Origin of the sequence: Flavobacterium petrolei (genome assembly GCF_003314435.2) — a bacterium.
GTDB classification, from domain to species: Bacteria; Bacteroidota; Bacteroidia; order Flavobacteriales; family Flavobacteriaceae; genus Flavobacterium; species Flavobacterium petrolei.
Map to the genome: position 1 here is coordinate 1,362,374 of NZ_QNVY02000001.1, position 12,707 is coordinate 1,375,080.

Consider the following 12,707-nt stretch of genomic DNA (forward strand, 5'->3'; position numbering starts at 1 on the left):
TTATTCGTGAGCGTTTTTATCTTTATTTTTAATGTAAACCATTCCAACTACAAAACTGACTGCAGCGATAACAATTGGATACCAAAGACCTTCAAGATAAAATTCCGGATGGCCTAGGTCTTTCGCATTGGTTACAAAATAGGTTGAAATAGCAGGAAGTAATCCTCCAAAAATTCCATTCCCTACGTGGTATGGCAATGACATGGATGTGTACCTGATTTTTACAGGGAACATTTCAACTAAAAACGCTGCAATAGGTCCATAAACCATCGTTACAAATATTACTTGCACAAATACTAGAAATATCAAAGCCCAATTGTCACTAGAATTAATTTTAACAGTTGTTTTAGTGTCAACCTTCGCTTTACCATCCACCACGATTGCTATGCCGTTTTCTAAATGTACGGTTTTTATTTCTTGAAAAGTAGTTCCATCTACATACTCTTTGTTAGTCGTATAGATAGAATCCATGGTTTGCTTCTTGTTTTCTTTCAATTCAGCAAGTACCGTAGTTTTTTCGACTATTTCGGTTTTGTTTTTCACCGATGTGGTTTCGTACATTTGTTTGTAGATTGGTCTGTATAATAAAATGGCCAATAACATACCGCCCATCATAATGTATTTTCTACCTACTTTATCACTCAACCAACCAAAAAACACGAAAAATGGGGTTCCAATAATTAAAGCAACTCCTAATAAAGTATCCACTTGAGAGGAATCAATGGACATTACTGTTTTCATGAAATTCATTGCATAAAACTGACCCGTATACCAAACAACACCTTGTCCCATTGTAGCTCCAAATAAAGCCAATAATACAAATTTCATATTGTAACGATTTCCAAAACTTTCTTTCAAAGGATTTGTACTTGTTTTTCCTTCGCTTTTAGCTTTGGCGAAAACAGGTGATTCATCCATGTTTTTTCTAATCAAATACGAAACTCCAACCATAACTATGGATAACCAAAACGGAACTCTCCATCCCCATTCATCAAATTGTTCTGGTGTTAAGATATTTCTTGTGGCAAGAATTACCATTAAAGAGATGAACAAACCAACTGTTGCCGTCGTCTGAATCCAAGAAGTCCAATATCCTCTTTGTCCTATTGGCGCATGTTCGGCCACGTAAGTCGCTGCTCCACCATATTCACCACCCAGTGCAAGACCTTGAAGTAAACGAAGAATTAATACTAATAAAGGTGCCATAAATCCAATAGTTTCATAACTCGGGATACAACCTATGAGGAAGGTAGCACCACCCATTAAAAGTAAAGTAACCATGAAGGTGTATTTCCGCCCAATTAAATCTCCTAATCTTCCAAAGAAAAGGGCTCCAAATGGTCTAACTACAAACCCTGCTGCAAATGTTGCCAAAGTTGACAGGAAAGCAGCTGTTGGATTATCCGAAGGGAAAAATTTAGTTGAAATTACAACTGCTAAACTTCCAAAGATGTAAAAGTCATACCATTCGATCATGGTACCCATTGAGGATGCGGAAATAACTTTCCAAATTCCTTTTGTTGATTTTTCTTTCATGTATTGTTATTTTTAAAATTGATTATAGATAAATTTGAAGTTGTACTACGAAGTCTCCTAATGATCCGGAGCGGTTTGTTAGAGAGGTGTATACGGGTCTAGTTGAATATTGTGCCGTTATTTTGGCATGGTGTCCGTCAATAAAAAAGTTTGATCCCACGTCAAATTGTGTACTTGACTGTGTTAAAGCATCAAAGTTTTTGTAAGTAACAGCACCAAAGGGTTGGATTCTAACTTTAGGTTTTGCCTCTTTATTAGGCAATAAAATACCCGCTTGTGTATACCAAATATTTCCAGATCCAATCGTTGGCTGTGCATTTCCAGCTCCCGCTATAGCTCTACTCCCTGTGAAATTTGGATCTACTGAGCCAATATTCATAATCCCAACATTACGCAAATAATTAGGACCAAAATCATAGTCATATAGTACACTGTAACCTGTAACGGCCATTTTGTTTTCTTTTTTTCCAATAGGCATATCAAGAAAAACATCGGCAGAGAAAAGTTTGATGTCATGTTTGTTGATAGTGCTGTTTACAGAAGTTTTTGTGGCATCAGGCGCAGTGTAAAAACCAGCACCAATGTTGAATACTTTTTTAGTTCCTAAATAGCTACCTACTTTAAAAGGCAGTACATTGGCTTCTTGATCTAAAAACTGGTATTCGAAATAACCAGCCTTAGACCATTTTGTCATACCACTGTTGTCTACGGCTACGGCATTCGATGCATTCGTGGTGTTTGTAGGTGTTAAGTTGGTAGCATAAGGTTTGTTGTAACTCAAGCGGTATTCTAGTTTGCCATATTTCCCTTTAGCAAATAAACCCACTTGTCTGGCAAACTGATCAGAGTTTTCGATTAGTGGCCAGTTAAAAATTGGTGCGTCTATGGTTAGGAAGTTTAGCGTTGAAGCCATCGTTAGTCTAGACAATCCCATGTAGTAGTGCAATCCAGCACCGAGGGTGAAACTAAATTTCTTATCTTTTTCTGGCAATACAACTGCATATTCATTCCATGCGTCATGAAAGAATAAACCAGGTTTTTTTCCGGCACCGTAGCCACCAGTACCTGAGGTTCCTGCTGCGCCACCGTTAATAAAAGTTTGGTTGTTGATTCCAAAATGGGTTAAGATCATGTATCTTTTGGATACTTGAGCATAAGCTAGAAAACGCAACCGTCGATTACCAATGTCGGTTGCAGTTGATGTTGCCTCTCCTCCAATCATGGTTCCAGGATTCATTTCGGAAGAACGCATCCAGATTTGATTCCAAGCAATCACACGCATGAACTTGGAGCCGTCTTCGTTCAGGTTAAATTTTAATCCTGCAGCATAATCTGTTGAGCCCTGAGAAAAACCCTGCAGAGTCAGTAAGAGGACCGAAGCTGTGAAAAATATTTTTTTCATAAAATAGGAATTGGTTATTAAATGGTTGGTTAATAAAGTGCCAAATTCAGTTATTTAATTCTAGAAAAAAATTTTGATATATTTTTGTGTAAACTGATATAGCTAATCTTTGAATCGCTCCCATTTTATCAGCATAAATTTATCACCAAGCTCGGTAATAATCATTCCTGCACCGGAGAGTAACTGTTTGTTTTTTAGATATTCAATTAGTTCTAAATGACTAAAAATCTTATAAGTAGGGTGGTAATTAGCATGAGATGGTTTTTTTATATTGTAGCTCTTTACCCAGTTGCTCACCGTGACATGTGAAACCCCGATAATCCGCTCGATTTCGCGAAAACTCAAGCCCTCGAGATAGAGTTGCAATGCTTTGGTCACATAGTAATCATCTATCTTTTTACCGATTTTATTAACTGTAAAAAAATAATTGCACTTTTTACATAAGTACCTTTGTTTACTGTTGATTATGCCGCTTTTTATGATGTGATTACTTTGGCATTTCGGGCAGGTTAAAATCTCCATATATATAAATTTTGCATAAATATAGTAATTTTGCAACTATTGTTATTTTAATTTCGCAAAAAAAGTGGAAAAAAAATACGAACCCTTTATTTTTATTGGATTATCGATGCGTTTTTAGTAAATAAAATTGCTTTGTGAAAAGAGTTTGATTTTGTAAACCATTTGTCATCTGACGAAATAATTCTTTAACAAATTAAAAAGAGAGGTTGTTGACCTAAAAGAAAAGGTTTGGGACTGTAACAATGGTTTAAAAACTAAAAATGCTCAACCGTGCTTGGTATAGATTGTCGATTCGAGAAGATTTAGGGTATTGTAGAAAAGGTATAAAAACAAAAAACCCGAATATTTCTATTCGGGTTTTGTGGTACCTCCAGGGATCGAACCAGGGACACATGGATTTTCAGTCCATTGCTCTACCATCTGAGCTAAGGTACCTCGCTATTGCGGGTGCAAATATAGAATGATTTTTAGTTTATCCAAAACATTTTTTAAAAAAAATCAATTCGTACCTTCGCCACATCAAAAAACAAATTATGATTTTAGTTGTCGATGTTGGGAATACCAGAATTAAAGCTGCTGTATTTGAGGATGCTACCCTTTTTGAAATTTTTGTTTTTTCTAAAATAGAACTCCGAAAAAATATTGAAAATATTTTGGAAAAATTTCGAAATGTAACGGATTTGGTCATTTCCTCTGTCGGTGATGTTGAAAAACAGTCTTTTCTTAATTTTGACAAAGTGCTAAAAGTGCATTTCATCTCACATGAAGATTCTTTCCCGTTCCGAAACTGGTACGCGACTCCTAAAACCTTGGGAATTGACAGAATGGTCCTTGCTGCAGGAGCGACACTACAGTTTCCGAATCAGAATCGATTGGTGATAGATGCAGGAACCTGTATTACTTATGATTTTATTGATGAGAATGATAATTATTTGGGTGGGGCTATTGCGCCAGGACTGCGCTTGCGTTACGAAGCTTTGCATAATTACACCGCGAAACTCCCTTTGTTATCATTGCAAACTCCGCAGGATTTGATTGGAAACTCCACTTCTGAATCTATTCATTCGGGAGTTGTTAACGGATTTGTCTATGAGATTGACGGTTTTATCGATGAATATAAAGCAAGATATCCAAATTTTATAATAATTTTAACGGGTGGCGATACAGATTTTTTGGCTAAACGATTAAAAAATACCATATTTGCCAATTCAAATTTTCTTTTGGAAAGTTTGAGCCAAACATTTCAATATAAAATCAAAAATGATTAAAAAAATTGTAGTAAGCGCTTGTTTGCTTTTATCATTAGTATCTTTTGCTCAAGAAGGAACATCTTCGCCCTATTCTTTCTATGGTATAGGTGATGTAAGGTTTAGAGGAACACTGGAAAATCGCTCTATGGGAGAAATTGCTGTCGAACAGGATAGTATTCACATGAACTTACAGAATCCGGCGAGTTATGCAAATTTGAAGTTGACAACCTTTACTTTAGGAGGGACTTATGCTACTACAAAATTGAAAACGGACACTGAATCAGCAAATGCCCGCAGAACAACCTTAGATTATCTTGCCGTAGGTTTGCCTTTGGGGAAATGGGGAGTTGGTTTCGGTTTGATTCCATATTCTTCTGTTGGATATAAAATTTCATCCGTTTCTGATGATCCGGCAGTGAATAACAGACGATTTAATGGTTCTGGTGGTATGAATAAGGCTTTTATTGGTGTCGGATATAAAATTACTCCTAATTTTAATATTGGTGCTGATGCCAGTTATAATTTCGGGAAGATTGAAACCAATAATTTTGAATACATCACAGATATTTCTATTGGTACAAGAGAATTAAATACGGTGGATTTATCTGGTGTAAATTTTAACCTTGGAATGATGTACAAAACTAAAATTAACAAAAAAGTATCTTTTTTTAGTAGCGTAAATTATTCATTAGAAAGCACTTTGAAAACTGAAAACACCAGAAACATTTCAACGGCACTTTATAATTCAAATTTTGATTTATCAATTGTTGATGTTTTGGATGATGTAAAAACGGAGAAGAATTTCAAAATACCAAGTAAATATACTGCGCAAGCAGGTATTGGCGAAGCTAGAAAATGGTTAGTTGGGGTTGGATATACTTTTCAAGGAGCAGGTTCTATAGGTAATAGTTACAATTCACTTGATAATGTAACCTACGAGAAACATTCTAAATACAGCATCGGTGGATATTACATTCCAAATTACAATTCATTTTCCAATTATGCCAAAAGAATTGTTTACAGAGCTGGTTTCAGATTTGAAAATACCGGTTTAGTAATTAATTCAGAGCCTATTGAGGACATGGCGTTAACAGTAGGATTTGGAATGCCTTTGACGGGAACCTTTTCAAATGTAAATATTGGTCTTGAATTTGGTAAAAGAGGAACTACTGCGGCAAATTTAGTGGAAGAAAATTATGCTAACGTGAGCGTAGGTTTTTCACTAAATGAAAGATGGTTTGAAAAACGAAAATTCAACTAGTATAGATTGTTTGCTACAACTTCTCTGTAAGTTCATTGTATGACTTTATTCAAAAAATATTATTTTAAATGGTTTGTCACGGCTTTTGCTGTGACACTGTTTTTTGGGTGCGAAAGTAATTTTAAAGAAATACAAAAAATCAATTTTTCTGAATTTGTTCCAAGTAGTGACGCTGATATGGTGAATCTAAAATACACGGATTCAGGTCGTATTACCGCTGTTTTGGTGAGTGCAAAAATGTTGGATTACGCAAGTGTTGAATTTCCTTTTACAGAATTTCCTAAAGGAATTGATGTGACTTTGTACGATAAAAAAGCAAAAAAAACTTTTATCAAATCAAATTATGCAATCTCTTATAAAGGAACGAATATTATTGATTTGCAAGGTAAAGTGAAAATTTTCACAGAACAAGGACAAACTCTGGAAACAGAACAGTTGTATTTTGATCAAAAAAACGAGTGGTTTTTTACAGAAAGAAGGTTTAAATTAACCGATCCAAAAGGAGTTTCTAATGGACAAGGAATTGATTTCAGCAGGGATTTTAAAGTGATTAACTCTCAAAAAATAACAGGCGAAATAGAATCTGCCGATTAATATAAACACAAAATGAATTACTTAAAATATACACAATACGTTTATCTTGTTTTTGGTGCGTATTTCATTTATGATGGTTTTACAAAAGTGAATGAACCAGCATTAGGAAATCCTTGGTTGAGTTTTATGATTGCAGGATTGGCGGTTTTCATGTTTTTCTTCAGGAGAAAATTTGCTAAAAAATTCGAAGATCGAAACAAAAAATCCTAGTTTATGGAAGTTAGTATTATCATATTGTGTCTAATACTAAGTGCTTTTTTTTCAGGAATGGAGATAGCCTTTGTCTCTTCGAATAAAATATATCTTGAAATCGAAAAAAAACAAGATAATTTTCTATCAAAAATACTGACCAAGCTTACTGAAAAGCCAACAAATTTTATTGTTACCATGCTTATTGGAAATACCATAGCAATGGTGGTTTACGGTTTTTTTATGGGTGATGTAGTGCTGCAATGGTGTGTTGCTCTAGGATTTCATTTCTCAGATTGGTTAAGTCTACTGTTACAAATCTTCATTTCGGCACTGATTATTTTGGTTACCGCTGAGTTTTTTCCAAAAGTTTTCTTTCAGATTTATGCCAACTCGGTAATAAAATTTTTTGCAATACCCGCGTACATTTTTTATAAGATTTTCTATTTTATCTCCACTTTTTTTATTGCGATTTCTGATTTCATTTTGAGGAAATTCTTCAAAACCGAAGGAGATACGATTCAGTTGTATTTTAGTAAAATTGAACTTGGAAATTACATTACGGAACAAATGAGCAGTGTGGAGGATAATGAAACCGTGGATTCTGAAATATTGATGTTTCAAAATGCATTGGAATTTTCAGGTGTGAAAGCCAGAGATGTGATGAGTCCAAGGATAGAAATAATAGCAGTTGAGGTTTTTGATTCTATCGAAGAACTGAAACAATTATTTATAGAAACGGGCTATTCTAAAATTGTGGTATATCAGAATTCCCTTGACGATATTGTGGGTTATGTACATTCTTTCGATTTGTTTAAAAAGCCAAAAAATATCAAAGAAATTGTGATTCCTGTTGAATTTGTGCCTGAAACAATATTCATCAAAGATGCTATGAATTTGCTTACCAAAAAGCGGAAAAGTGTTGCTGTTGTTTTAGATGAATATGGCGGGACTTCAGGAATTATTACTATTGAAGATATTGTAGAAGAGCTTTTTGGTGAAATTGAAGACGAACATGATTCTGATGAAGAATTGTTGGAAAAAGAATTGGGTGAAGGTGTTTTTTTATTTTCGACTCGTTTAGATGTGGAATATTTGAACCAAACCTATAAACTTCAAATTCCGGAAGGAGATTCTTACGGAACACTGGGCGGTTTTATTGTCGATTTCACGAAAGAAATTCCGCAAAAAGGAGCCGAAATTACCATAGGCAGCTATCATTTTATAATTGAAGAAGCCACAAATAAGAAAATTGAATTGGTGAAAATGACCGTGCAAGAGTGATTTTTATTATGAAAATAAAATTTCTTGCAAAATAAAACGCTACTAGTATAATTATTAATTAGATAATTGTATTTTCGCAAACTGAATATAAAAATTAACAACAATAAAATGGCAGTTTTACAAAAAATTAGACAACGTTCACTTCTTCTGATACTCGTTATCGGGTTTTGTTTATTAGCATTTATCATAGGTGATATATTCAACAGCGGTGGTTTCAACAGTACATCAAAAGATGTAGGAAGCATCGATGGAAAAGATATTTCATTCGAGGATTTTAGAGTTAAAGTTAGTAATGTTGAAAAAAGTGGTCAAGGGATAACTTCAACTGAAGCCGCAAACAGAGTTTGGGAGCAAGAGGTTTCTGTTGCTTTGTTAACTTCTGAATTTGAAAAATTAGGACTTAGAGTAGGTGAAAAACACCTAATGGAAGTTTTGAAATCAGATCAAAATATTGGTGGAAATCCATTGTTTTTAAATGCTGCTGGAGTATTTGATGTTGCTAAATTCAAAGAATATTTTAAAGCGAATCCTGCGCAAGCTCAATTCTTAAAAGATAGAGAGAAAGATGCAGATCTTAACGCAAAATACCAAATTTACAATACATTGATCAAAGCTTCAGTTTTTACAACTGAAAGCGAAGGGAAAATGAAATATGAGATGGAAGCAAATAAAGTTAATTTTGCTTACGTTGCGGGTTTGTATTCTACAATTAAAGATAGTGAAGTTAAAATTACTGATGCTGAAATTGTTGATTTCATGAAGAAAGATGAAAAAAAATACAAAGCTGACGAATCTCGTGAAGTAGAATATGTTTTGATCGAAGACAAAGCATCTCCATCGGATGAAGCTGAAGTAAAATCGAAAATTACTGCGCTGTTATCAGGAAGCGTAGTGTACAATCAAGCTTCAGGTAAAAATGATACTGTAGCAGGATTTAGATCAACTACTAATACAATTGACTTTGTAAATTCAAATTCTGATGTTCCTTATGATTCAACTTATATCGCTAAGAAAGATTTGCCTGCTGTAGATGCTGATAAATTGTTCAACTTAGCTCCAGGTCAAGTTTATGGTCCGTATATGTTTGGAAAATACTACTGTATTTCTAAATCTATGGGAATGAAACCAGGGGTAAATGCTAAAGCAAGTCATATTTTAATTGGTTACGAAGGAACTCAAGTTCCAAATCAAAAAGAGAAAAGAACTAAAGAACAAGCTAAAGCTAAAGCCGAAAGTATTTTGGCACAAGTAACCGCAAATCCGGATAGTTTCATGATGTTGGCTTTTACAGCTTCTGATGATTCATCTGCACAACAAGGTGGTGATTTAGGTTATTTTGGTCCAAACCAAATGGTGAAACCGTTTAATGATTTTGTTTTCAGTAATGGGATTGGTAAAGTAGGTTTAGTTGAAACTGATTTTGGTTTTCACGTGATTAAAATTACGGATAAGCAAGACGGAATTCGTTTGGCTACTGTAGCCCAAAGAGTTGAAGCTTCAGAAGCAACTTCAGATAAAATATTTACGCAGGCAACCAAATTAGAAATGGATGCGGCTGATAAAGATTTTAATAAAGTTGCAAAAGATATGGGACTTAAAGTTGCTCCAGCTGTTTCCGTAAAAGGAATGGACGAAAACTTTGGAACATTAGGAAATCAAAGAACAATCGTAAGATGGGCTTTTGAGGACGGAGTAAAAGAAGGATCTGTGAAAAGATTTGAAGTTGCTAATGTTGGACACGTTATTGCAAAGTTAAAAAGTATTGATAAATCTGGTTTAGTTGCCGTTTCTGTCGCGAGACCTTATGTAGAGCAAATACTAAAAAATAAGAAAAAAGCGGAACTGATCAAAGCAAAAATGACGGGTTCTTCACTTGAAGCAATTGCGAAAGCAGTAGGTGGAACGGTGCAACAAGCAGCTGGTCTTACTATGGAAAATGCAATGTTGCCAAATGTTGGTCCAGAGCCAAAAGTAGTGGGTAATGCATTTGCTTTATCAGCAAATAAAATGTCCGCTCCAATTGACGGAAATACTGGTGTATATGTGGTTAAAAACACAAGTACAGTAAAAGCGCCAGCTTTGAAAAATCATGCGCCTTACGTTGCTAAATTGAAAGCGCAAAGTGCTTCAGATGCGAACAGAGTTGTTCCTGCTTTGAAAGCTAACGCTAAAATTGAAGATAACAGACAAGATTTTAATTACTAGTCAAAAAGTAATTAATCATAATAAAAAATCCCGATACATGCTGAATGTATCGGGATTTTGCTTTTATTCAATTTTTTGAGGAAGAGGATTCAGTATTGTAATTAAGACAATATCATTTCATGATAGGGAATTATAGTTTTATATCCTTTAGAAGTAAAATAAGCTGTTGGATTATCCTCTGCAATTGCCATCACAAAATCACCTCCCCAAGCTCCCAGACTTTTTATCACACCATTAAAATCGGGAAACAAAGATTCCTTTATAGTTTGTGTTTCCAGGATATTACTCATTTGTATTTCATGTTTTTGTATTGCTGTAGCAAAAGAGGGAAGCGTAGCGGCATTCAAAACTTCAGAAGTTATGATGTCATTTAAAGCGATTGTCCTCGGCAGATTATTCTTTTTATTCATATTGTAAGCCGCTATTGCACTTTTACTGCTTTGCTTTTTATTCAAATATACAAAGTAAAGGTCGTCCGTAAAATCCGGATTAAAAGATACTTTTTCAATTTTAGGATTTCCTTGTTCCAATTGATATACAATAGGGCCGTCGTTTTGTGCGCACGCAATATCATAACCACTGCCTCCAAAACTGTTTTTAAGCAATGTGAAAGCATCGATTTGCAGCCACTGGGCAATGTTGTTTATCAAAGTCGATGACGTTCCCAAACCCCAGCTTTTGGGAAAGCCAAGTTCAGTTGTGATTGTGTATCCGTCAGAATTTAAAATGAAATTCGGATTAAGTTTAAATGCTTCGTGCAAAATGGTCGTAAGAGTATTCTTGACGGATTCGTTTTCAGGATTAACTTCTTTAGAAATATCAGAGAATAAAAGAGTGTCCTCGAACCAAATGCTTTCATCAAAATCATAACTTTTCCAGTTGATCTCTTTGTTGTCTCCTTCTTCAATAATGAGATTTTGTCCCATTTTTGTGGGTAACGCAAAGGCTTTCGCACCATCAAGAACCAGATATTCTCCTGTGATTAAAAGTTTTCCATTGCTGTAGAATGTTTTTTTCATTGTCTTTGCGAGGAACGAAGCAACTTTGTTCTTTGTTGCTTCAAGATAAAATTATTTTCTTAAATTTTCAATAAAGGTGACGACGGCGCTATGCGATACAGTATTTTTTTTGAAATATTTCTGTATTAAAACCCGTTCTTCATCAGTGGCTTCAAACTGGTTGATGATGTTATTCAAATGCATTTTCATGTGTCCTTCCTGAATTCCGGTTGTAGTCAAAGAACGTAAAGCGGCAAAGTTTTGGGCCAAACCGGCTACGGCTACAAACTGCATTAATTCTTTGGCAGATGGTTTTTCCAGCATTTCCAATGATAATTTTACCAATGGATGTAAGGAAGTTAAACCACCAACAGTTCCTAATGCTAAAGGGATTTCCAGCCAAAAAGTAAAAATTCCATTTTCTATTTTGGCGTGTGAAAGACTGGAATATTTTCCGTTTCGGGAAGCATAGGCGTGAATTCCTGCTTCGACAGCGCGGAAATCATTTCCTGTTGCTAAAACAACTGCGTCCACTCCGTTCATAATTCCTTTGTTATGCGTAACGGCACGATACGGCTCGACTTCGGCGATTTGAACGGCTTGTACAAATTTCTCGGCAAATTCCAGAGGATTCGTAATGTGTTTCTCTTCTAATTCTTCTATTGGACAAGAAACTTCCGCTCTTACAATGCAATTTGGAACATAATTCGAAAGAATGCTCATTATCACTTCAATTTCTTTCTCCGTTTCTGTAAACAAGTCGTAACTATGTGCTTCTTCTTTTAATGTTTTGGAAAATTGTTCCAGACACGAATTGATGAAATTGGCTCCCATGCTATCTTTGGTTTCAAAAGTGGCATGCAGCTGAAAATAATTAGGCAATAAATCGGTTTTGTCTTTTAGAATAATGTCTAAAATTCCGCCACCGCGTTTTTGCATATTTGTGGTAATCGATTCGGTTTCTGAGAAAAATTTGCTTTTGTGTTGAGCAAAAAACAAATTCAATTTCGACACATCGCCCTTATAGATAAAATGAACCTGCCCAATTTTTTCGGTATTGATTACGGTTGCTTTAAATCCGCCACGCGTGGACCAAAACTTAGCCGCTTTAGCGGCAGCAGCAACGACAGAACTTTCCTCAATAGCCATGGGAATCGTGCTGTATTTTCCATTAATCAGGAAATTAGGAGCCACTCCCAGTGGAATGTAGAAATTGGTTATCGTATTTTCGATGAATTCATCGTGTAATTTCTGTATTTTTTCATCAGAATTCCAATAGTTTTTCAGCAAGGTAATGGCTTCTGTAGGTGTTGAAAAATATTGATTGGCAATCCATGTAATTTTTTCTTCTTTGGATAATTTAGAAAATCCGCTAATAGCCTTGTTCATTCTCAATTGATTATGGTGTAATTAGTTGCAAATATACGGTTTTAGGCGTTTTATTTACAATCAAATTATATTCAGTG

The 12,707-nt window shown here is 35.0% G+C and carries 11 protein-coding genes and 1 tRNA gene; 6 read left to right on the plus strand and 6 right to left on the minus strand.

From position 1 onward, the window contains the following. The 4 genes from DR871_RS05920 to DR871_RS05935 all read right to left on the minus strand — a co-directional run bounded on the left by DR871_RS05920 (position 1) and on the right by DR871_RS05935 (position 3,895). Complete coding sequence (locus DR871_RS05920) at positions 1 to 1,536, minus strand: MFS transporter (protein ID WP_113664427.1); 1,536 nt, start codon at positions 1,534 to 1,536, stop codon at positions 1 to 3. Positions 1,537 to 1,558: 22 nt separating this feature from the next. Further along, positions 1,559 to 2,938, minus strand: coding sequence for a porin (locus DR871_RS05925; protein WP_113664426.1), 1,380 nt, complete (start codon positions 2,936 to 2,938; stop codon positions 1,559 to 1,561). 102 nt (positions 2,939 to 3,040) lie between these two features. Continuing rightward, positions 3,041 to 3,460, minus strand: a complete 420-nt coding sequence (locus tag DR871_RS05930; protein ID WP_129752527.1) for an IS1/IS1595 family N-terminal zinc-binding domain-containing protein — start codon at positions 3,458 to 3,460, stop codon at positions 3,041 to 3,043. Between the two features lie 362 nt (positions 3,461 to 3,822). Then, positions 3,823 to 3,895 (minus strand) — tRNA-Phe (locus DR871_RS05935). Between the two features lie 98 nt (positions 3,896 to 3,993). On the opposite strand from DR871_RS05935, the gene DR871_RS05940 reads away from it, so the two are divergent. The 6 genes from DR871_RS05940 (at position 3,994) to DR871_RS05965 (ending at position 10,243) form a co-directional block, all read left to right on the plus strand. Continuing rightward, positions 3,994 to 4,728 (plus strand): type III pantothenate kinase, encoded by a 735-nt coding sequence (locus DR871_RS05940; protein WP_113664424.1) that lies wholly within the window; start codon positions 3,994 to 3,996, stop codon positions 4,726 to 4,728. Next, positions 4,721 to 5,971: a hypothetical protein gene (locus DR871_RS05945; protein WP_113664423.1), complete on the plus strand. Its 1,251-nt coding sequence runs from the start codon at positions 4,721 to 4,723 to the stop codon at positions 5,969 to 5,971. The genes DR871_RS05940 and DR871_RS05945 overlap by 8 nt, the downstream gene beginning before the upstream one ends. A gap of 39 nt (positions 5,972 to 6,010) precedes the next feature. Then, positions 6,011 to 6,565 carry an LPS export ABC transporter periplasmic protein LptC gene (gene lptC / locus DR871_RS05950; protein ID WP_113664422.1) on the plus strand — a complete coding sequence of 185 codons (555 nt, stop codon included), beginning with the start codon at positions 6,011 to 6,013 and terminating at the stop codon, positions 6,563 to 6,565. A gap of 12 nt (positions 6,566 to 6,577) precedes the next feature. Continuing rightward, entirely contained in the window at positions 6,578 to 6,775 is a 198-nt protein-coding gene (locus DR871_RS05955) for a hypothetical protein (RefSeq protein ID WP_113664421.1), read from the plus strand. A 3-nt stretch (positions 6,776 to 6,778) separates the two neighbouring features. Continuing rightward, complete coding sequence (locus tag DR871_RS05960) at positions 6,779 to 8,038, plus strand: hemolysin family protein (protein ID WP_113664420.1); 1,260 nt, start codon at positions 6,779 to 6,781, stop codon at positions 8,036 to 8,038. Between the two features lie 108 nt (positions 8,039 to 8,146). Next, complete coding sequence (locus DR871_RS05965; RefSeq protein WP_113664419.1) at positions 8,147 to 10,243, plus strand: peptidylprolyl isomerase; 2,097 nt, start codon at positions 8,147 to 8,149, stop codon at positions 10,241 to 10,243. A 101-nt stretch (positions 10,244 to 10,344) separates the two neighbouring features. Here the strand turns inward: DR871_RS05965 and DR871_RS05970 are convergent, their stop codons facing one another. After that, the gene (locus DR871_RS05970) at positions 10,345 to 11,262 is read right to left on the minus strand and encodes a GYDIA family GHMP kinase (RefSeq protein ID WP_113664418.1); all 918 of its coding nucleotides are present in this window, start codon (positions 11,260 to 11,262) and stop codon (positions 10,345 to 10,347) included. Between the two features lie 51 nt (positions 11,263 to 11,313). Further along, a complete protein-coding gene (locus DR871_RS05975; protein ID WP_113664417.1) occupies positions 11,314 to 12,630 on the minus strand; it encodes a hydroxymethylglutaryl-CoA reductase, degradative in 1,317 nt (438 codons plus the stop codon). Positions 12,631 to 12,707 lie beyond the last annotated feature (77 nt).

What these genes read in the sequence shown, in the direction of transcription:
- DR871_RS05920 (WP_113664427.1), bottom strand. Translation starts at nt 1,536, where the DNA reads ATGAAAGAAAAATCAACAAAAGGAATTTGGAAAGTTATTTCCGCATCC.
- DR871_RS05925 (WP_113664426.1), bottom strand. Translation starts at nt 2,938, where the DNA reads ATGAAAAAAATATTTTTCACAGCTTCGGTCCTCTTACTGACTCTGCAG.
- DR871_RS05930 (WP_129752527.1), bottom strand. Translation starts at nt 3,460, where the DNA reads ATGGAGATTTTAACCTGCCCGAAATGCCAAAGTAATCACATCATAAAA.
- DR871_RS05940 (WP_113664424.1), top strand. Translation starts at nt 3,994, where the DNA reads ATGATTTTAGTTGTCGATGTTGGGAATACCAGAATTAAAGCTGCTGTA.
- DR871_RS05945 (WP_113664423.1), top strand. Translation starts at nt 4,721, where the DNA reads ATGATTAAAAAAATTGTAGTAAGCGCTTGTTTGCTTTTATCATTAGTA.
- lptC (WP_113664422.1), top strand. Translation starts at nt 6,011, where the DNA reads ATGACTTTATTCAAAAAATATTATTTTAAATGGTTTGTCACGGCTTTT.
- DR871_RS05955 (WP_113664421.1), top strand. Translation starts at nt 6,578, where the DNA reads ATGAATTACTTAAAATATACACAATACGTTTATCTTGTTTTTGGTGCG.
- DR871_RS05960 (WP_113664420.1), top strand. Translation starts at nt 6,779, where the DNA reads ATGGAAGTTAGTATTATCATATTGTGTCTAATACTAAGTGCTTTTTTT.
- DR871_RS05965 (WP_113664419.1), top strand. Translation starts at nt 8,147, where the DNA reads ATGGCAGTTTTACAAAAAATTAGACAACGTTCACTTCTTCTGATACTC.
- DR871_RS05970 (WP_113664418.1), bottom strand. Translation starts at nt 11,262, where the DNA reads ATGAAAAAAACATTCTACAGCAATGGAAAACTTTTAATCACAGGAGAA.
- DR871_RS05975 (WP_113664417.1), bottom strand. Translation starts at nt 12,630, where the DNA reads ATGAACAAGGCTATTAGCGGATTTTCTAAATTATCCAAAGAAGAAAAA.